The organism is Nocardioides agri (assembly GCF_013778305.1).
Lineage (GTDB): Bacteria > Actinomycetota > Actinomycetes > Propionibacteriales > Nocardioidaceae > Nocardioides > Nocardioides agri.
The window spans coordinates 1,195,642-1,214,011 of sequence record NZ_JACEIC010000002.1 but is presented as its reverse complement, the minus strand read 5'-3'; the positions used below and the strand labels follow the sequence as shown (position 1 = coordinate 1,214,011).

Genomic DNA, 18,370 nt, shown 5'->3' with positions numbered 1-18,370 from the left:
GTCGTCTCGTCTCAGGTCACGACCAGCGCGCCGCCGTTGATGATCACGGACGGTCCGGACATGACGATCGAGGCGCCCTGACCGTTGCTGATCGTGATCCCGCTGGCCCCGATCACCAGCATGGCCCCGGTCGGCGTCATCACCTGCACCTGCTTGGCGGGCAGGTCCGACAAGGTCACCGAGACCCCAGTGGTCGTCTGGAAGTGGATGTTGGGCGCCACCGGGGTGGCTCCCGCCAGGGCGAGGACGGGGAAACCGGCGGCGTCCGGCCAGAAGCCGCCGCTCCAGATCGGGTAGTCCGGGTCGCCGGCCTCGAACTCGACCCAGACCATGCTGCCGACCTGGGGCAGGGCCACGACCCCGCTCATGCCCTTGCCGGCGAACGGGACGGCCGGCAGCGCCCAGGTGGACGGGAACGGCCCGTAGCGGTCGGCCAGCTGGACCATGATCCGCCCCTGGACCATCGGATCGGTCGTGGTGAGCACCGTCGCGCGGTACTTCCCGAAGAAGGCCGGTCCCGCGGTCATGGCGTCACCGTCGAGACGAGCGAGCCGAGGCCGTCACGGGAGAGCTGGAAGTTCTGCTTCCACTTGCCCCGACCGAGGGTGTGCGTGACCGACCTGACGAACCACACACCGTCGTGGGCGTTGCCGGCGCCGCGGACGCCGACCAGCGAGCGCGCCGACAGCGGCCGGCCGTAGCGGGTGAGATCCATGGAGCCGGTCGCGGTCACGGGGTCGGTGCCGCCACGGCCGGCGAGCAGGCCCATCAGGACGTCGGGGAGCTTCATGCGTTCGGTCTCCAGCTGCTTGGTCTTGGCGGGCACGAGCGGGCGCGCCGACAGCGGCGGCTTGAGGACGCCGATGTCCGGCACCGGGACCGGCACCGAGAAGCCGGCGACCTTGACGAAGCCGTAGGGCAGGACGGCCGCATTGCCGTCGGCCGAGAAGCTCATGCTGTCGATGTTCGAGGCGTGGTCGAGGTCGATGCTCAGCGCCGGCTGCACCAGGCCGACCCGGATCGGCGGGCCCCAGTACGCCGTGTTCGCCCCGGGTACCGGCCCGGGGGAGACGTGGAAGTCGTAGCCGGCCTCGCGGGCGAGCTTGGTCGCGTACTCCAGGTCGGTGCCCTGCTGGTGGTGGTAGCCCTCGACGGGGTTCTCGGTCGCCGCGAACGGAGCGGGGATCGTCACGGGCACGACGCCGAATGCGGCGTACTTGGCGAGCATCAGGGCGACCCGGGCGAAGGGCGGCATGGCCGGGTAGGGCAGACCGGTGAGGTCCACGAGGTCCATGTAGCCGGAGACGTCCTCGCCGGTGAGCACCAGCCGGTACTGGCCGGGGCGGGTCGTCGCGGTGACGTCCTGCCGCTTGATCGGGCCGTCGGCCAGCACGGTCGAGACGCCGCGCACGGTGGCGATCAGCATCACCCGCACCATCGGGTCGAAGAAGCCCGAGGGCAGCAGGGTCCGCGCGATCGGGGAGGTCTTGGAGTAGGTCAGGCTGAGCTGGAACCCGGACCGTGCTCCGACCGCGTGCGTCACCGTGGCGCCGTCGAGCGCGTCGACCACCGCGGTCGGTGCGGCGGAGACTGCGATCGGCCCGATCTGGACCGACAGCGTCACGGAGCTAAGCGCGGCCATCGTCGGTGATCTCCAGGGGCAGGGGGATCAGGACCAGCCGGCCCTCGATCCCGGTGAGGTCGCGCGGGTCTGCCTCGCCGCTGGCGTCCACGATCCGCCACCACAGCAGCGGGTCGCCATAGGACTCTGCAGCCAGGGTGTCGGGGCGCTCGGTGCCGTCGAGACGGACCATCTCCAGAGGCTGGAAGCGCTCGACGGGCGGCAGCACCCTCCGGGCGAGGTAGCGGACCACGGTCCCGTCGGCCAGGGTGCGGGTCAGTACCGGAACCTGCGCGTAGCGGCTCGACGGAGGGAACGGCGTGCTCATGGCGCCCCCCTCAGTCCGAGGGCCTGGACACCGGCGCCGCGGCGGGCCGCGAGTCGTTCGCGTCGCCGAGCCGCGGTGAGGTAGAGCGCAGCGCCCTTGGAACCGAACGGCAGGTCGTCCGTGGTCATCACCCGCAGGCCCAGGCTGACCCGGGCCAGCACGGGGTTGAGCCGGGTGTCGAAGGCCTCCTCGGTGATCGCGAACTCGGTGACTCGCACCGGGACCACGCGATTGGCGCCGAGCACCAGGAGCAGCAGCGGCGAGGGCAGCGGCAGGATCTCCAGGGTCCCCCGGCTGGTCAGGGCCTCCGCGGCCTCCAGGTCGGCCACGGCCGGTGACACCATCGTCTCCAGCTCGGCGAGGTCGGCGGCGATGCCCTCGGCCGCGGTCGCGGCGTTCTGGGCCGGCTTCTCGAGCCGGTCGGTGGCATCGAGCGCGATCTCGAGCTTCATCGTCTCCGCGGGTGGCCCGACCAGGCGGGTCGGCTCGAGCCGGTCACCGGCGTCGGCCGTTGCGCCGCGGGGTGCCAGCGACCTGGTGAGCGTGTCGGGGTTGTACTGGAACGGCACGGTCCGTCGCACGGCGAGGCCGTCGGCGTCCATCACGATGAAGCCGCCGCGCAGCGTGCGCGGAGATCGCGGGAACGTGGTCATGTCTCTCGGGCCTCCCCTCGGCGCAGCATGTCGCGGACCACCGCGAGCGGGTCGATGTTCTGTGGCTCCATCCGGACCTGGGACAGGCTGGGCCAGGTCATCTCGCCGGTCTTCGACATCGCGATCCGGCCGATCGTGAGGCGGACGGTCGGGCCGATCTGAGCGCTGACCGAGGCCGCCTGGTACGTCCACCGGTGCGAGAAGAGGCCGTACGCCGCGTACAGGTCGGCCACCAGGTTGACCGTCGCCGCCGCGGTCAGCTGCCCGGACGCGTAGGCCTCGGCGGCGAAGCTGAAGCCGCCCGAGTCGTAGTCCGCGTCCACGGCGATCCCGCCCTCGGCACTGATCCGGAGCCGGGGGGTGATCTCGACGCCGCCCTTGGCACCCACCGCACCCAGCGCGACCTCGAGCCCGATGTAGGCGCCGAACGTGCCGTACAGCTCGGCGTAGGCCGGGACGACGAAGCTGCCGCGGAGCCGGGCCCGGACCTGCGGGTCGTCCTCGAACGGGTAGAGCTCGCCGGTGAAGATGACACCGCGCAGCATCACCGGCCCGACGCCGTACCCGAGCCCGAGCGAGCCCCGGATCTCGCCGTACGCGGTGACAGCCGGCACCGGCGTAGGGATGCTGAACTTCACCCCGAGGCCGCTGATGATCGAGATGCGGCCGCCCTCGGCCGAGGGCCACCGCCGCGTCAGCTCGATGTCGTTGAGCCGCACCTCGCCGGTCAGCTTCACGCGGCGGTCGGCGGTCAGCTCGATGCCGAGCTGGGGTCGCAGGTTGGGGGTCACCTGATAGGCGACCATCCCGCGGCCGGTGAACCGGCCCTGGTCGTCGTAGGTCAGCGTCGCGCTGCCCTCGGCCTTCGGCGTGCGGATCGCGAAGGTGGCGGTTCCCGAGAAGCGGCCCTCGGCCTCGTCCGGGCGCCGGTCGTAGTTCAGGTCGATGCTCGAGTCGATGTTGCGCCAGCGGATCGGCGCGTTGCCGTGCAGGTGCAGCCCGCGCTCGCCGTAGCTGCCGTCGAGACGGATCCGATCCACCATGGGCAGGGGCCGCTCGACCACGGCGTGGCCGCGATAGCTGACGGGACCGCCGTGCCACGAGGCGTTGAGCCCGAGCTCGGCGTTGCGCACCCGGCTGACCAGCCCTCCCTCCGCGTACGGCGCGAACCGCTGGCCCTCGGTGCGGAACCCGAGCACGAGGTTGGCCGTGGTGTTGGGGATCGAGGACGAGGTGGCCCGGATGGCCCCCTGCCAGCCGGTGTCCGAACGCCAGGTGACATTGCCGGAGGCCGAGCTGATGCCGGGGATCGGCCGCGCAGGGGTGAGGTCGCCGCTGGCGACCAGGACGCCGCTGGTCATCGTCACCGAGAGCGCCCCGTTGATCAGCGGTTGCGCGGCGGGGCCGACCGAGAACGTCAGGTTGCCGCGCGGGATGAGCTCGGGGGAGAGCTGCAACGCGAGCTCGCCGCCGGTGAAGCGGAAGCCGGCCGGGAACGGCGATCGCAGCTTGTCCTTGTCGAGCGGGGCGACCAGGGCGAGGGTGTCGCGGCTGAAGGTGACGTTGAGCCGCTCGAAGATCGGGATCGTCGGTCGGATGAAGCCGGTGCCGCTGAGGCTGCCCTGCTCATCGAGCGAGAGCTGGGTGAGCTCGCCCGGGCTCAGGTAGGGATAGAAGAAGTTCAGCCGCTGGTTGCGGTCCTCCAGGCGCAGCTCGCGGGTCTCGCCCGCCGGCGCTGCGGTCGGCTCCGGCGCCGCGCCCTGAGGCGGCTGGGTGGCGGCGGGCGGACCGTCACCGGCCGACGCCGCGGGGCGCCGGGCGACGAGCCGCACTCCCGCTCCCGAGCCGCTCGCCCGCATCGCCCGGCTGTCGAGCTCGGCCAGGATGGTGTCCTGGGCGCTGTTGGCGCCTTGGGCACCTCGTCGGTAGGTGGTCAGTCGCATCGCTGGGACCAGTCGCCGGTTCATGCTGTCGAGGGTCGTGTCGCCGGTGTCGCGCAGCTGCGCGGTCTCCGACATGCCGCCGGCCCGGAGGCTGACCGGCTTGCCAGCGGCCTGCGCCTGCACGTCGGCGCGGCCCACAACCCGCCCGGCGCGCAGGTGGTCCTCGATGACGAAGCTGGGATCGCTGGTGCCCTGCGGGACGGTGGCGGCACGGAGGCGGATCTGCAGGTTCCGCACGTTGGGGCCCCGCATGTCGGATGCGCGGATCGCGTTCACGAGCGCGACGAGCGACTGGTAGGTCTGCCGTCCGGAGGCTTGATTCTTGCTGCTGGTGAGCAGCTGCAGGTTGGACGGGATCGACGTCCCGCCGATCTGCTTCTCGACGATGTGGTCGATGTCGCAGTGGGCGTCCCTCAGGTTGGTCCGCAGCTTGTGGACGGTGTCGCGGACCGCCGGGTCCTGCAGGCTGGCACGGACGGCGGGGTCGGTCGAGGAGGTGAAGGCGTTGGCCATCGCGGCGGTGCTGGTGAACCCGAACTTGTTGAGCCAGACGGACTTGTAGTCCTCCGTGCCCTCCTTGTACGCCGCGACCGAGCCGCCCTCGATGAGAGGACTGAACACCAGCCGGCCGCCGTTCCCGGCATCGTTGTAGGCCTGCTGGACCCACGGCCCGGCGCCCTTCTCCAGGGGCAGCGAGAACTGGGGGACCTGGACGACCAGCTCGGTGGTGCCGATGCCCGGAGGGGTGTCGGTGACGACGTTCAGGCCCGTCGGCAGGCGCACCGCCGGGATCCCGGCAGGCGCGGGCTGCGTGGGCGTGATCGCGGGCGCGGCGGCCGCACCCGGGGCCGACGCGGGCGGCGGCGCCGGCACGGATGGCGGCGCCGGTGCGTCGTTGGGGGCGCGGTGCAGGGTGGCCCGCCCCCGGTGACGGGTGAACGTGGGCCGCTCGCCGCGGGCGAGGCTCGCGACGGCCGAGGCCGCCTCCGCCTCGGCGCGCGCGTGGTCGGAGGCGCCGCCCTGGAGGACGTGGACCAGCTCGTGGGCGAGGAGACCGCGCCCCTCCGGCGTCTCGGGGTGGAAGCCGGCACTGCCGAAGCCGACGTGGTCGCCGACCGTGAACGCGCGAGCGTCGGCCTCCTCTGCTGCGCGCGCGGAGCCGGCGCCGTCGTGCACGCGGACCGAGCCGAGGTCGTGGCCGAGCGCCGTCTCCATCTCCGAGCGCACCGGCGCGGGCAGGGGGCGACCCTCCTCCGCGAGGACGGAGGCGACCGGTGGGGTCACGAAGGCCGGAGCGGCCGGAGCCGCCGCCTTCGAGACCGGGCGCGCCGTGGCACGCGGCACCGGCCTCGCGGTCACCGGGGCCGGGCGCACCGCCTGGGTCAGCTGCCTCACGGGCCCACCTCCGCCCAGGCGTCGCTCGACTCGCGGCGGACCCGGCTGGCGACGGCGTCCGCCACGAGGTCCGCGGGTCCGGGCGCGGTGGCCCGTCGGCCGGCGAGCGCGCGTTCGAGCGCAACCGGCAGGGCGTCGGCGATGCGCCGGGCCTCGATGGTCGAGCCACCCACCACCCGCAGGGTGCCCACCTGGACGCGCAGCTCGCGCGGGGCGGTCACGACGGTTCCGACCAGGTCAGTCGCGGCATCGGCAGGTCCTGCTTGCGCATCTCCTGGCCGAGCTCGGCCTCGATCATCGTGCGGGTCACCGACGTCCCGGCCGACGCGGCGAGGAAGGCCGCGCCGAGGGCGACGTTGCGGATCGAGCCGCCCGTCAGCGGCAGGCCGGCCAGCCGCTCCCACTCGAGCGGCTCGACCGGGGTGGCCGCGGGGAAGGCGGAGCGCCACAGCCGCAGGCGCTCGGCCTCGGACGGGACCGGGAAGTCGACGACGAACCGGAACCGGCGCAGGAAGGCCGGGTCGATCGCCTGCCGCAGGTTGGTGGTGACGAGCGTGAACCCGGAGAACTCCTCGATGCGCTGGAGGAGGTCGCCGACCTCGGCGTTGACGTGCCGGTCGACGGCGTTCCCCACGCCGCCGCGGGTGCCCCACACCGCGTCGCCCTCGTTCCACACCATCACGGCGCCCGAGCGCTCGGCCTCGTCGAAGGCCGCGGCGATGTTCTTGGAGGTCTCGCCCACGAACTTCGAGATCACCTGGCTCAGGTCGATCGACATCACCCGCAGGTCGAGCGAAGCCGCGATCACCTCCGCCGCCATCGTCTTTCCGGTGCCCGACGGCCCTGCGAAGAGTGCCGCAACGCCGCGTCCGCGCCAGCCCTCGCGCCCCCCGAGCCGCGCCGCGAAGCCCCAGTCGTCGAGGACCCGGGCGGCGAACCGCACGTGTGCCTCGACCCGACGGAGCGTGGCCTCGGTCTCGGGCTGGAGGACCAGGTCCTCCCACGTGTACGCCGGCTCGACGATCCGGATGCCGGGCCGGGGAACGGGGGTGACGGCGCGCGCGGCGACGTGCCAGAGCGCCGCCGCCGCCATCTCGGTGTCGTCTCCGGCCGCGTCGATGGCCGGGCCGGCGGTGGCCGCGGTGCGGGCCACCGTCGGCTCGTCGAGCCGGAAGTGGGCTGCCACCGGACCGAGCGCCGGACCGACCCGACGGGTCCGCTCCGGTCCGAGCTCCCGCGCCCACCGCAGCAGCATCGCGTCGGGGCCGTCCGGCCGCTCGGTCAGGACATGGACACCGCGGGACAGCTCCGCTGGCGCCTGGGGTGCGGTGAGGACGACGTGCCCGAGCACCCGGTCCAGGAAGCTGCCGAGCGCAGGACGTGACCCGACCGCGTCGTCGTGGACAACGAGCGCGATCGCGTCGAGAGCCGCCTCCCGGCTCCAGCGCAGCGCCAGGGACTCGATCTCGTCGGGGTCGTCGGGCAGGGAGGTGGCCGCCAGCGACCACGGCAGCAACCCGAGTGTCCGGAGGGCGCGACCGAGCTCCGCGGTCCCGGACCGACGGGCCAGGACCAGGGGCGGCACGCCGAGAGGGCCTCGGGTGCCGAGCGCAGTGGACAGCTCCTCGGCCAGGCGTCGGCTCGCCGTGGAGACGGCCGCGAGGTCCTGGTCTCCCTGCTGGGGCTCGCGCATCCCCGGCGGCGCATCCGGCAGCAGCTGCATGCGCGCGGTCAGCACCGGGTCGAGCACGGGGTCGCCGAGCAGCCGGTCGACCAGCGCGTCGACCAGGCGCATCCGGGTCTCGATCCGGGGCGCCCCCTCGGTGATCTCCACCAGACCGAGGCGCAGCAACGGCGCAGACCGCGCCAGGGCGGAGGCGTCGAGCCCGGCCACCACGCGGCAGGCCAGCCACAGCGGCAACCCCGCCCCACCGACGCCACCTTCGGTGTCGACGGCCGTGGACACCGCCCGGGCGACCGGCTCGCTCGCGGCGGCGGCCAGCAGCAGCGCGACCAACTCTGCCTCGGGGCGGGACAGGGCGAAGCCGGCGACCAGGCGGCGTACCGAGGCGTCGCCGTCCTGCGCCTCCCACCAGCGCCACCAGTCCGCGAACGCGTCGGGCGCGCCGGCCAGGGCGACCAGGGCTGCCTCGCGGCTGACCTCGAGGCAGGAGCGTCGGTCTGTCGTGGTCATGACGTCGTCACCACGTCGGCCGGGTCCGCATCCGCGCCGCTGACGTCGGGCCGGACGCCGATCTTCAGGTCGTCCACGTCCTTCGTCGCGGGCAGGGTCTCGTCGACCTCGAGGAACACGGTGGTGACCAGGAAGTACGCCGAGGGCCGCAGTGGTGACTGGAACGCCGACCAGATCCGCGTCGACATGTCCAGGTCGACCGGTTGCTGGCTGATCGTGATCTGCTGAGGCTGCTCCTGCGGATCCTGGAGCTGCTCGTCGGGGATCAGGTCGGTGATCCTGGCCGGCGTCCCCGGCACCGCGACAGCGCCCAGTATCGCGGCGATCTTGGGTCGTGGCACGACGCCGAACCGGTTGAGCGCGGCGATCCCGAGACCGAGGAGCACCTCGCGCTCGAGGTCGAGTCCGGTGGCGGCCAGGAGGTAGTGGAGGTCGACGGCCAGCGGGGACGGACCGATGCGCTTGCCGGCGGAGTCGACGTGGGGTTCGTACATGTTGCGCCACGCCGGGTTGAGCGCGACGTGGTGGCAGAAGAGGTGGAGCCGGGCGGGCTCCGGCTGCGCGGCGCCGCCACCCGCGGGATTGCCGTTGGTCGGCGACGGGCGCGGCGGGGGCTCCACCGACACCACAGGTGCCGTCAGCGTCGCCGGGTAGGACAGGTTGAGCCGCTCCTGGACGATCCCGCGCAGCACGAAGGTCGTCGCCGGGATCGCGAAGCGGGCGCTCATGCCGGTCGTCCTTCGCCGGCCGACCGGTCGCGCAGGTAGTCGGCGAGCGACGGGCCCGGCGGCGGGCGGATGGCTGCGGGCCGCGGGGCGGCGCCCGGCTCGGATGCCAGTCTGACCTCGATGCGACCGATCTCGACGACGACGGTCGGACCGCCGTCGGCCTCGGGCTCGGCGGGCGCGGACTCCTCGGTGGCGACCACCTGCTCAGGCCGCGCGACCAGACGAGCTTCGTGGGCGAGCTCGGGAGCCGGACCAGGCTCGTGCGGCGAGGCCCGGTCGGACCAGTCCACGGGCACAGCTTCCGTCGCCGTCGGGTGAGGCTCTCGTGGCTCCCGGGCGGGCTCGGGCTCGGGTTGGGGGTACGGCGTGGCCGGCTCTGCGGGCGCGCGGTCGCGGGTGTCCGGGACTGGTGCGGTGGGCAGCCCGGAAGGCTTCGGCGGTTCGACGTACGTCGGCGCCGGGGCGGGCTCGCGTGCGGCCACCTCCTCGGTCGCGGGCTGCGCGGCGACCCGCTGCGGAGCTGCCGCCACGGGCGGGGCGGCCGGCTCGGCCGTGGTGGCCGGCAGCTCGGGGCGGTCGACCGGAGGCACGTCCTCGCTCGGCTGCTCCGAGTCGGCCTGTCGCGTGTTCGGAGGTGTCGGCTGGGCGGCCCGACCCGACGCGTCGGCCTCGACTGCGGTCTCGGCCCAGGCGACGTCGTCCCCGGCCAGGTCCGGCGGCCCGTCGGGCTCGAAGCGGGACCGGGGTCGCGGTCGCGCGGCGTCGGCCAGGTCGTCCGCCGGGCGCTCCCAGCCGGCGGCCCGGGCGAGCGCGTCGAGATAGCCGGGGTGCTCGGTCACGACGAGACCGCCGTCAGGGATCTCGCCGCGGCCCGGGTGTCGACGAGCTCCAGGTAGCGACGACGCCGGCTGGTGGGCAAGGCGAGGATCGCGTCCTCGGTCCAGCCGTATGCGGTCGCGAGCGCGTGCACCTCGCGCACCAGGCGGTCGAGGAACCGGTCGAGATCGCGGGCGACGAACTCGGCCGGGTCGACCGAGACAGCCAGGGGGACGCCGCAGCCCACGCAGTCGACGTCGACGGTGACGTCGCCTGCCGGGTCGGCCTCGTCCCAGGCGGCAGTGAGCCGGGCGATGTCCCCGGAGTCGAGGGCCGGAGCCGCACCGCCCACGTGGGTGCGCACAGCCAGGCGGCGTACGGCATCGTCGTAGGCCAGGCCGCGGGTGGCGTCCAGGTCCTCGACCGTCGGCAACCGGAAGGTCTCGCGTGCGCCACCGACCTCGACCGCAACCACGTTCCCCGGCACGGGTGCCGGCAGGTCGAGCACCGCCTCCGCCGGCACCGGGAACTCGCTGTCGGTGCCGCAGTGCCGGCAGGTGACCACGGCCTCGAGCGTCGTCCCCAGGAGGTCGCGGTGCAGCGCGAGCAGCTCGCGGTGGTGCGTGCCCAGGGTGACCCGTGCCGCGGCCGGCCCGTCGAGCGCGACGAGCAGGCTCATCACACGCTCGTGCGCGGAGCCGGTGGCCGGCGGTGGCCACCAGCGGACCAGGTCGGGAGCAGTCGGCCCGATCATGGCGATCAGGGCTCGACGAAGGTGGGCTCGCCGGGCTCCAGTACGGCGTAGTCGCGCTCCCAGCCCTCGTTCTCGAGCTTGAGCTTGGAGATGGCCACCGCGTTGGCGTTGGCGTCGAGGTCAGGCAGTGCCTGGTACTCCGAGACCCAGCACCGGAAGACGGCGTAGGAGAGGGCGACCTGCCCCGCCTCGTTGAGGAGCTCGACGATGATGTCCTTGCGGAAGTCCGCGAGGGACACCTCGCCGCCGAGCCCAGAGCCGAAGTTCCAGACCTTGTTGGCCCACTTCACGAACTCCAGATCCTGGGTGACGCCGGCCTCGAGGGTGATGGCGTCGTACTCGGTGCGGCCCGGCGACTTGAACGACGTCGAGGGGTCCCCGCCGGAGCGGTGCTTGACGACCTCGGTCGTGCGCTTGAGCAGCGACACCTTGGACACGCCGGCGACGTAGCGGTCATCCCACTTCACGCGGAACTTGAAGTTCTTGTACGGGTCCAACCGCTGCGCGTTGACTGAGAACTGTGCCATGTCTGCTGCCCTCCTCAGGCCGCCGGCTGCACGATCTGGCGCAGCGTGATGACGACGAACTCAGCCGGCTTGAGCGGCGCGAAGCCGATGGCGATGTTGACCACGCCGGCGTCGATGTCCACCTGGGTGGTGGTGCTCGCATCGCAAGCCACGAAGTAGGCCTGCCGGGCCGAGGTTCCCTTGAAAGCCCCCTGGCGGTAGAGGCCCTGCATGAACGAGGTGCAGTTGAGGCGCAGCTGCGACCAGAGCTCTTCCCCGTTGGGCTTGTGCACGGCCCACCGGAGAGCCTCGGACAGGGACCGGAGGATGTAGTCGGCGGTGCGCCGCACCGGGATGTACTTCCACTCGCTGCCGAGGGCGTTGGACCCGTCCACGGTGCGTGAGCCGAACGCGACGGTCTGGTAGATCGGGAACTGCCGGATCACGTTGAGCCCGACGGGGTTGAGCAGGCCGTGCTCCGGGTCGGAGATCGACACCGCGGGTCCGTAGACGCCTGCCAGAACCGCTTCGGTCCCGGCCGGTGCCTGCCACACGCCGACCTGGGCGTCGGTCCGGGCGATCACGCCAGCGATCGCCCCCGAAGGCGGGTGGCTGATGATCGAGCCCGGCTGGAGCGGGTCGTCGACCCGGACGCGCGGGAACCAGGCGCCTGCATGGCTGGAGGAGAAGCCCAGTTGCATGGTCTTCCACTGCTCGGCAGAGCCCACGTCGTTGACTTGCGGTGGTGGGTCGACGACGAGGAAGGCGAACTTCTTGGCGCACACCCGCGCCGCCTCGGCGTACACCGCCACCACGTTGCTGTGCTGCGCCACTGCGGGATCGGTCGTCGACGGCCGGACGAGGTCCGGGAGGCACAGCAGGTTGAAGAACGGGTCAGGCCCGTCGAGGGCGGTGACGGCGTTCTTGAAGACCGTGTCGGACGGCTGGCCGTGCGCAGCGCCGTCGAGACCAGCGGTGGCCGTCGTGACCAGGCCGGCGATCGGCATGCCGAGCCGGATCCGCGACGGGCCCGAGGACACGTGCGGCGTTGCGACCGACCCCATGTTGTAGGCGGCGCTCAAGGATGGCCCGCTCGCGGGGCCGGCGAAGGTGACGGTGGCGTCGTGGACGCGTGCCGTGCCCGCGGGGCCGGTCGGACGGGTCAGCGACAACCGGAACTGTGTGCCGCCCTCGAACAGCTCGCCCTGCACCTCCGCGCCGGCCAGCTTCCCGAACTCGGCGGGTGTGGCGCGCAGCGTCTGGTTGATCGCGCCGACCACGCGGGCGACGAGCTCACGCGGGCTCGCCGGTGTCGGCGATCCGCTCGGCAGCGCGACCACCTCGAGGGCGGTCACGGTGTTGGCCGCGTCCGCCGTCCCGTCCGTCTGGCGCCGGGTGATCGTCAGCACCAGCTTGAGATCGGCGGCGATGGTGGCGGTGGCCGGGCCGGCGCCGATCTTGTAGACCGTGCCCGTCGGGGCCGGGCCGGCCGCGTCGCGCGGGGCCATCGCCACCTTCACCAGCCGGGAGCCCGTCGCCGGGTCGTTGACCACGGAATCGGCGGTCCTGGCGTTGCCCGAGGCGGTGGTGAGGTCGGTGAAGCGCTCGACGGTCCCGGTCACGGAGTCGACGACGGTGAGGTTGAACCGCTTGGTGTCCGCGGTCGCGCTGAAGGGATCGGCGCCGATGTCGAAGGAGTCGATCTCGAGGAAGATCCCATTGCCCGTCGCGCCCGTCCCCAACGCGGTCACGGTGAGCGCGGTCGCGCCGGCACCGGCGCCGGGGACCACCGAGCTCGCGGCCGCCGACCCGCTGACCGGGAGTCTGGTCACGAAGGCCTCAGACCCGCCGTTCGCGAAGAAGTGGAGGACGGAGTAGGACAACGAGCTCTGCGGGTGCAGACCTCCGAACTGCCGCTCGAAGTCCCCGTAGTTGAGGCAGCGCACGGGCCGGTTGTCGATTCCGGTCCGCGTCGGCCCGATGAAGTGGGCCACCGAGGTGCTGGCACCGGATATGGTGCGGACCCCCGAGCTCTTCTCCTGGGTGTAGACCCCGGGATACGTCAACTGCAGCATCGACCCTCCCCGCGGGGGTCGACCTGTCCGCCGGCCCCGATGATCCGGCCGCGCAGACGTTCTCCGCGCGGATGCCGGTCGGACGACCGGCGCCCACGTCACGCTATTTGTGCCGTGCAGGGGGTCGCTATGCGTAGAACTACCACCACAGCGTGAGGAGCCCGTCGGCCAGCGCGGGTCGGTCACCGGTCGCGCGGTCGAGCAGGCCGAGGCCCTCGGCGCGGCGTACGGCGACGAGACGGTCGTGGGCGTCGAGCTTGCGGTAGATGTTCCCGAGATGCTTGTGGACTGTCCGCGGGGAGACCCGGAGGCGGAGCGCGATGGTGCGGGCGAGGAGCCCCTCTGCCATCAGCCGCAGCACCTCGATCTCGCGTTGGGTGAGGCCGGATGACGGGGCGATGCGGTGATCCGGCGCCGCGGCGTCAGGTGCGGCGATCCGGATCAGGTCGGACAGCGGACCCCGCAGGCAGTCGAGCAGCTGGACCGTGGGTGCGCACAAGTGGTCGCGGCTGCCGAGCACGACCAGGCGCAGCTCGGGCCCGCCGACATCGAGGGGCACCTCAGCGACGTCGCTGCAGCCGAGCACGTCCTCCAGCAGCATCGCCGCCACGGTCGCCTGCCAACCCAGCTGGTGGAACTCCGCCGACAGCCGGCGCGCGTGGCGATCGACCGAGAGCATCCCGATCAGGTGGGGCACGACCGCCGGCAGGGTGTCCAGAAAGGGTTGGGCCCGCACCAGGTCGGCCTGGCCAGGCCACGAGACGATGCTCATCGTGCCCGCGGTCGGATCCAGCTCGACATGCGCCACCACGGCCGCCTCGGTCGCGCGAGCGAGGCACCGGCACAGTGCGACCTTGCTCGGGACCCCCTCCGCGATCGCATGCAACACCTCGAGCGTCACCGAGAGCACGGCCGGGTGCAACCGGGCCTGGGCTGCGAGCACGAGTGCGTCCTCTGGCTCGCTGCCGTGCTCGCTGGTCCGCCCACAGTGATGCTCGACCATCACCACCCCCGAGCAGGTGCCTATCCGGAAGGCTCCGTATTGGGACGCTGGCACAGTGGCTTGGCACGGTCAATAGCTCGAATGCCCCACCCGAGTAGCCAGGCTCGGGCTGATCCCTGTCTGTCGCTAGCTCCTGGGTCTCCGCGATCCGTTGGCCAGGGTGGCCGACTCATCCGATGCCGTGCACGAGCACCCTGCAGCTCGACGACGGCCAGCTCGGCGCCGAGGTCCCAGGACAGCGCGCCGCGCGATCGGTCACGCACTCGATGCGCCTCGGTGTGGGCGAGGCACAACGGCACGGTCTGACACCATGGACGGACGAATGCGAGTGGGCACGCACGCCACGGTCCGCCCTGCACTCATCATCACGTGAGCAGCGACGAGGAGGGCTCCCCGGTGGCCAATCGGCTGGCCGACGCGACGTCGCCCTACCTCCTCCAGCACGCCGACAACCCGGTCGACTGGTGGGAGTGGGGACCCGACGCCTTCGCCGAGGCCCGGCGCCGCAACGTCCCGGTGCTGCTGAGCGTCGGGTACGCCGCCTGCCACTGGTGCCACGTGATGGCGCACGAGTCGTTCGAGGACCACGCGACGGCGGCGTACCTCAACGAGCACTTCGTGTCGGTCAAGGTCGACCGGGAGGAGCGTCCGGACGTCGACGCCGTGTACATGCAGGCGACCACCTCGATGACCGGGCACGGCGGCTGGCCGATGACCGTGGTGCTCGACCACGACGGCAGCCCCTTCTTCGCGGGCACCTACTTCCCCGACCAGCCGCGGCACGGGCAGCCGTCGTTCACCCAGGTGCTGCAGGCGCTCACCGACGCGTGGACCAACCGCGGCGACGAGGTGGCGCGCGTCGCCGCGACACTGCGTGAGCACCTGTCGGCGCAGGGTGGCATCCAGGGCACGACGGACGACGAGTGGCCCGAGCTGCTGGAGCGCGCGGTGGTCACGCTGGCGCGCGAGTTCGACCAGCGCGCGGCGGGCTTCGGGAGCGCGCCGAAGTTCCCGCCCTCGATGGTGCTGGAGTACCTCCTGCGCGTCTCCGGGGGCGACGGCGCCCGGACGGAGGCCCGACGGATGGCCGACGCGACGCTCGAGGCGATGGCCCGCGGTGGCATCTACGACCAGCTCGGGGGCGGGTTCGCGCGCTACTCCGTCGACCGCGAGTGGGTCGTGCCCCACTTCGAGAAGATGCTCTACGACAACGCGCAGCTGCTCGGTGTCTACGCCCGCTGGGGCGGGCCGCTGGGGGAGCGGGTCGCGGCCGAGACAGCCGACTTCATGGTCCGCGAGCTGGGCACGCCGGAGGGTGGCTTCGCCTCCGCCCTGGACGCCGACAGCGAGGGCGTCGAGGGCAAGTTCTACGCCTGGACGTCGGCGCAGCTCGTCGAGGCGCTCGGCCCGGACGACGGCGCCTGGGCGGCACAGGTCCTGGAGGTGACCGAGGGCGGCACGTTCGAGCACGGCGCCTCCACGCTCCAGCTGCCGCAGGACCCCGAGGGACCGGGCTCGGCCCGGCTGGCCGACGTACGCCGGCGGCTCCTGGCGGCCCGCGCGCAGCGGGTGCGGCCGGCCCGGGACGACAAGGTGGTGGCGGCCTGGAACGGCCTGGCGATCAGCGGCCTGTGCGCGGCCGGGCGCGTCACCGAGGCGCTGGCGGCCGGAGAGCTGCTGTGGCGCGTGCACGTGGTGGACGGGCGGCTGCGTCGGGTGTCGCGCGACGGCGTGGTCGGCGCTCCGGCCGGGGTGCTCGAGGACCACGGCTGCGTCGCGGCCGGCTTCCTCGACCTGGTGCAGGTCACCGGGGACGCCGTCTGGCTGTCGCGGGCCGGGCACCTGCTCGACACGGCGCTGGCCCGCTTCGCGGCGCCCGACGGCGGCTTCTACGACACCGCGGACGACGCGGAGGCCCTGGTCGCCCGGCCGCGCGACCCCTCCGACAACGCCTCGCCCTCCGGCCTCTCCTCGATGGTCCACGCCCTGTCGACCTACGCGGCCCTGACCGGCTCGGGCCGGCACCGCGACGCGGCGGAGGCCGCGCTCGCGACCGTCGCGGTGCTCGCGGACCGGGCGCCGCGCTTCGCCGGCTGGTCGCTCGCCGCCGCGGCGGCGATGGCCGGCGGACCGGTCGAGGTCGCGGTCGTCGGCCGCCCCGGTCCGGAGCGCGACGCGCTCGAGCGGCAGGCCCGACGGGCACCCGGTGCGGTGGTCGTCGTCGCCGACGGCCCGCGCTCGGACGTGCCCCTGCTGGAGGGCCGGACCGAGGTCGACGGACGGCCCGCGGCGTACGTCTGCCGCGACCTCGTCTGCGAGCGCCCGGTGACCTCGGTCGCCGACCTCGAGGTTGCCCTGTCGCGCTGACCGTGACAGCACTACTGTGACCGTCATGACCGAGGCAATCGCGCGACCGCAGACGTTCGAGTCGCTCAACCCCGCGACGGGCGACGTGGTCGGCACCCACCCGATCCAGACCGAGGACGAGGTGCGCGCCGCCGTCGCCCGCGCCCGGGACGAGGCGCTGTGGTGGTCCGCACTGGGCTATGCGCAGCGCAAGGAGCACCTCAACGCCTGGAAGACCGCCATCACCCAGCGGCTGCCCGAGCTCGCCGAGCTCGTCCATCGCGAGATGGGCAAGCCGGTCCCCGACGCCGTGCTCGAGGCCGGGCTCGCGGTCGACCACATCGCCTGGGCCGCCGGGCACGCCAAGAAGGTGCTCGGCCGTCGTCGGGTGCCGTCGGGGATGCTGATGGTCAACCAGGCCGCCACCGTCGAGTACAAGCCGCTCGGCGTGGTCGGCGTCATCGGGCCCTGGAACTACCCGGTCTTCACGCCGATGGGCTCGATCGCCTACGCGCTCGCGGCCGGCAACGCGGTGGTCTTCAAGCCCAGTGAGTTCACCCCCGGTGTCGGCGCGTGGCTGGTGCAGGTCTTCCAGGACGTCGTCGGCCGCCCGGTGCTGCAGCTGGTCACCGGACTCGGCGAGACCGGCAACGCGCTCTGCCGCTCCGGCGTCGACAAGCTCGCGTTCACCGGCTCGACCGCGACCGGCAAGAAGGTGATGGCCGCCTGCGCCGAGACCCTCACGCCCGTGGTGATCGAGGCCGGCGGCAAGGACTCGGTGATCGTCGACGCGGACGCCGACGTCACCGCCGCCGCGGACGCCGCGCTGTGGGGCGCCTGCTCGAACGCCGGCCAGACCTGCATCGGCGTCGAGCGCGTCTACGTGCACGAGAAGGTGTACGACGAGTTCGTCTCGACGATCACCGCCAAGGCGCGCGGGCTCGAGGCCTCCGCCGACGGCAAGGTCGGCCCGATCACGATGCCCAAGCAGCTCGACCTCATCCGCAGCCACGTCGACGACGCCCTCGCGCGCGGCGGCCGCGCGGTGGTCGGCGGCGCCGACGCCGTGGGCGACCGGTTCGTCCAGCCGACGATCCTGGTCGACGTACCCGAGGACTCCCTCGCCGTGCAGGAGGAGACCTTCGGCCCGACGATGACGATCGCCAAGGTGCGCGACATGGAGGAGGCGATCGCGCTCACCAACGCGACCCGCTACGGCCTCGGCAACACGGTCTTCAGCAAGCGCAACGGCATGGCGATCGCAGCGCGGGTCCGGTCGGGGATGTCGGCCGTCAACGGCGTGATCAGCTTCGCCGGCGTGCCGAGCCTGCCCTTCGGCGGCGTCGGGGAGTCCGGCTTCGGGCGCATCCACGGCCCCGACGGGCTCCGGGAGTTCACCTACCCCAAGGCGATCGCGCGGCAGCGGTTCAAGCCGATGGTCAACGTCACGACCTTCGACCGCACCGAGAAGGCCGAGAAGCAGTTCACCCAGGTCCTCGGGCTGCTGCACGGTCGCGGCAAGAAGCGCTGACGCGGCGGGAGACGTCATACGGACAGTGCGTCCGCTTCCACCGTCCGTATGACGTGCGGTTGCGTCCGCTCACCCACCGACCGCGAGCGCCTGCAACGAGCCGGCCTTGAAGCGGCGTACCTCCTGCGGCCAGCCGCACCCCTCTGCCACCCGCCCCGCCCACATGCGAGCGGCCTGGTCGTCGGGCACGTCCACGATGGTCAGCCCACCGAGCCACTCCTTGGTCTCCGCGAAGGGCCCGTCGGTGACGAGCAGCTCGCCACTCGTGGCGTCCGCGCTTGCCGCCTCCTCGAGCTCCTCGACCAGTCCGCCGGCGTACACCAGGACACCTTGGTCCTGCATGTCTCTGACGACGGCGGTGGACGGGTCGACGCGGCTCTCGAACCACGCCTCGTCGTGGTCGCCGACCCACTGCTGGTTGAAGTAGATGAGGTAGTGAGGCATCGCTGCTCCCCTTCGTCGAGCGGACCTGGTGCC

16 protein-coding genes are annotated in these 18,370 nt (G+C 72.7%); 2 read left to right on the top strand and 14 right to left on the bottom strand.

The window, feature by feature from the left end; all coding sequences use genetic code 11:
- Positions 1–11: 11 nt before the first annotated feature.
- From HZF07_RS10400 to HZF07_RS24400, 13 genes are all read right to left on the bottom strand, one after another.
- Positions 12–527 carry a phage baseplate assembly protein V gene (locus HZF07_RS10400; RefSeq protein ID WP_157341441.1) on the bottom strand — a complete coding sequence of 172 codons (516 nt, stop codon included), beginning with the start codon at positions 525–527 and terminating at the stop codon, positions 12–14.
- Positions 524–1,624 (bottom strand): hypothetical protein, encoded by a 1,101-nt coding sequence (locus HZF07_RS10395; RefSeq protein WP_181645032.1) that lies wholly within the window; start codon positions 1,622–1,624, stop codon positions 524–526. The genes HZF07_RS10400 and HZF07_RS10395 overlap by 4 nt, the downstream gene beginning before the upstream one ends.
- Before the next feature lie 4 nt (positions 1,625–1,628).
- The gene (locus HZF07_RS10390; protein ID WP_157341438.1) at positions 1,629–1,949 is read right to left on the bottom strand and encodes a LysM domain-containing protein; all 321 of its coding nucleotides are present in this window, start codon (positions 1,947–1,949) and stop codon (positions 1,629–1,631) included.
- Positions 1,946–2,602: a hypothetical protein gene (locus HZF07_RS10385; protein ID WP_157341436.1), complete on the bottom strand. Its 657-nt coding sequence runs from the start codon at positions 2,600–2,602 to the stop codon at positions 1,946–1,948. The genes HZF07_RS10390 and HZF07_RS10385 overlap by 4 nt, the downstream gene beginning before the upstream one ends.
- Positions 2,599–5,940, bottom strand: a complete 3,342-nt coding sequence (locus tag HZF07_RS10380; protein ID WP_157341434.1) for an eCIS core domain-containing protein — start codon at positions 5,938–5,940, stop codon at positions 2,599–2,601. The genes HZF07_RS10385 and HZF07_RS10380 overlap by 4 nt, the downstream gene beginning before the upstream one ends.
- A complete protein-coding gene (locus HZF07_RS10375; protein WP_157341432.1) occupies positions 5,937–6,161 on the bottom strand; it encodes a hypothetical protein in 225 nt (74 codons plus the stop codon). The genes HZF07_RS10380 and HZF07_RS10375 overlap by 4 nt, the downstream gene beginning before the upstream one ends.
- Positions 6,158–8,134: an ATP-binding protein gene (locus HZF07_RS10370; RefSeq protein ID WP_157341430.1), complete on the bottom strand. Its 1,977-nt coding sequence runs from the start codon at positions 8,132–8,134 to the stop codon at positions 6,158–6,160. Before HZF07_RS10370 ends, HZF07_RS10375 begins: the two co-directional genes overlap by 4 nt.
- Positions 8,131–8,862, bottom strand: a complete 732-nt coding sequence (locus tag HZF07_RS10365) for a DUF4255 domain-containing protein (RefSeq protein WP_157341428.1) — start codon at positions 8,860–8,862, stop codon at positions 8,131–8,133. Before HZF07_RS10365 ends, HZF07_RS10370 begins: the two co-directional genes overlap by 4 nt.
- Entirely contained in the window at positions 8,859–9,701 is an 843-nt protein-coding gene (locus HZF07_RS10360; RefSeq protein ID WP_157341426.1) for a hypothetical protein, read from the bottom strand. The genes HZF07_RS10365 and HZF07_RS10360 overlap by 4 nt, the downstream gene beginning before the upstream one ends.
- Positions 9,698–10,357, bottom strand: a complete 660-nt coding sequence (locus HZF07_RS10355) for a hypothetical protein (protein ID WP_157341424.1) — start codon at positions 10,355–10,357, stop codon at positions 9,698–9,700. The genes HZF07_RS10360 and HZF07_RS10355 overlap by 4 nt, the downstream gene beginning before the upstream one ends.
- An 80-nt stretch (positions 10,358–10,437) precedes the next feature.
- A complete protein-coding gene (locus HZF07_RS10350) occupies positions 10,438–10,959 on the bottom strand; it encodes a phage tail protein (protein ID WP_157341422.1) in 522 nt (173 codons plus the stop codon).
- Between the two features lie 14 nt (positions 10,960–10,973).
- Positions 10,974–13,013, bottom strand: a complete 2,040-nt coding sequence (locus tag HZF07_RS10345; RefSeq protein ID WP_157341420.1) for a phage tail sheath family protein — start codon at positions 13,011–13,013, stop codon at positions 10,974–10,976.
- Between the two features lie 139 nt (positions 13,014–13,152).
- Positions 13,153–13,956, bottom strand: coding sequence for a helix-turn-helix transcriptional regulator (locus HZF07_RS24400; RefSeq protein ID WP_309504691.1), 804 nt, complete (start codon positions 13,954–13,956; stop codon positions 13,153–13,155).
- A gap of 429 nt (positions 13,957–14,385) precedes the next feature.
- Between HZF07_RS24400 and HZF07_RS10335 the strand changes: the two genes are divergently transcribed.
- Positions 14,386–16,383 (top strand): thioredoxin domain-containing protein, encoded by a 1,998-nt coding sequence (locus tag HZF07_RS10335; protein WP_309504690.1) that lies wholly within the window; start codon positions 14,386–14,388, stop codon positions 16,381–16,383.
- Between the two features lie 25 nt (positions 16,384–16,408).
- Positions 16,409–17,893, top strand: coding sequence for an aldehyde dehydrogenase family protein (locus HZF07_RS10330; RefSeq protein WP_157341418.1), 1,485 nt, complete (start codon positions 16,409–16,411; stop codon positions 17,891–17,893).
- Positions 17,894–17,962: 69 nt separating this feature from the next.
- Here HZF07_RS10330 and HZF07_RS10325 read toward each other — a convergent pair whose 3' ends face one another.
- Positions 17,963–18,337 (bottom strand): YciI family protein, encoded by a 375-nt coding sequence (locus tag HZF07_RS10325; protein WP_157341416.1) that lies wholly within the window; start codon positions 18,335–18,337, stop codon positions 17,963–17,965.
- Positions 18,338–18,370: the final 33 nt, after the last annotated feature.

Excerpts from the sequence above, each read along its gene's own strand:
- HZF07_RS10400 (WP_157341441.1), bottom strand. The coding sequence starts at position 527 with ATGACCGCGGGACCGGCCTTCTTCGGGAAGTACCGCGCGACGGTGCTC.
- HZF07_RS10390 (WP_157341438.1), bottom strand. The coding sequence starts at position 1,949 with ATGAGCACGCCGTTCCCTCCGTCGAGCCGCTACGCGCAGGTTCCGGTA.
- HZF07_RS10385 (WP_157341436.1), bottom strand. The coding sequence starts at position 2,602 with ATGACCACGTTCCCGCGATCTCCGCGCACGCTGCGCGGCGGCTTCATC.
- HZF07_RS10370 (WP_157341430.1), bottom strand. The coding sequence starts at position 8,134 with ATGACCACGACAGACCGACGCTCCTGCCTCGAGGTCAGCCGCGAGGCA.
- HZF07_RS10365 (WP_157341428.1), bottom strand. The coding sequence starts at position 8,862 with ATGAGCGCCCGCTTCGCGATCCCGGCGACGACCTTCGTGCTGCGCGGG.
- HZF07_RS10355 (WP_157341424.1), bottom strand. The coding sequence starts at position 10,357 with ATGAGCCTGCTCGTCGCGCTCGACGGGCCGGCCGCGGCACGGGTCACC.
- HZF07_RS10350 (WP_157341422.1), bottom strand. The coding sequence starts at position 10,959 with ATGGCACAGTTCTCAGTCAACGCGCAGCGGTTGGACCCGTACAAGAAC.
- HZF07_RS10345 (WP_157341420.1), bottom strand. The coding sequence starts at position 13,013 with ATGCTGCAGTTGACGTATCCCGGGGTCTACACCCAGGAGAAGAGCTCG.
- HZF07_RS10330 (WP_157341418.1), top strand. The coding sequence starts at position 16,409 with ATGACCGAGGCAATCGCGCGACCGCAGACGTTCGAGTCGCTCAACCCC.
- HZF07_RS10325 (WP_157341416.1), bottom strand. The coding sequence starts at position 18,337 with ATGCCTCACTACCTCATCTACTTCAACCAGCAGTGGGTCGGCGACCAC.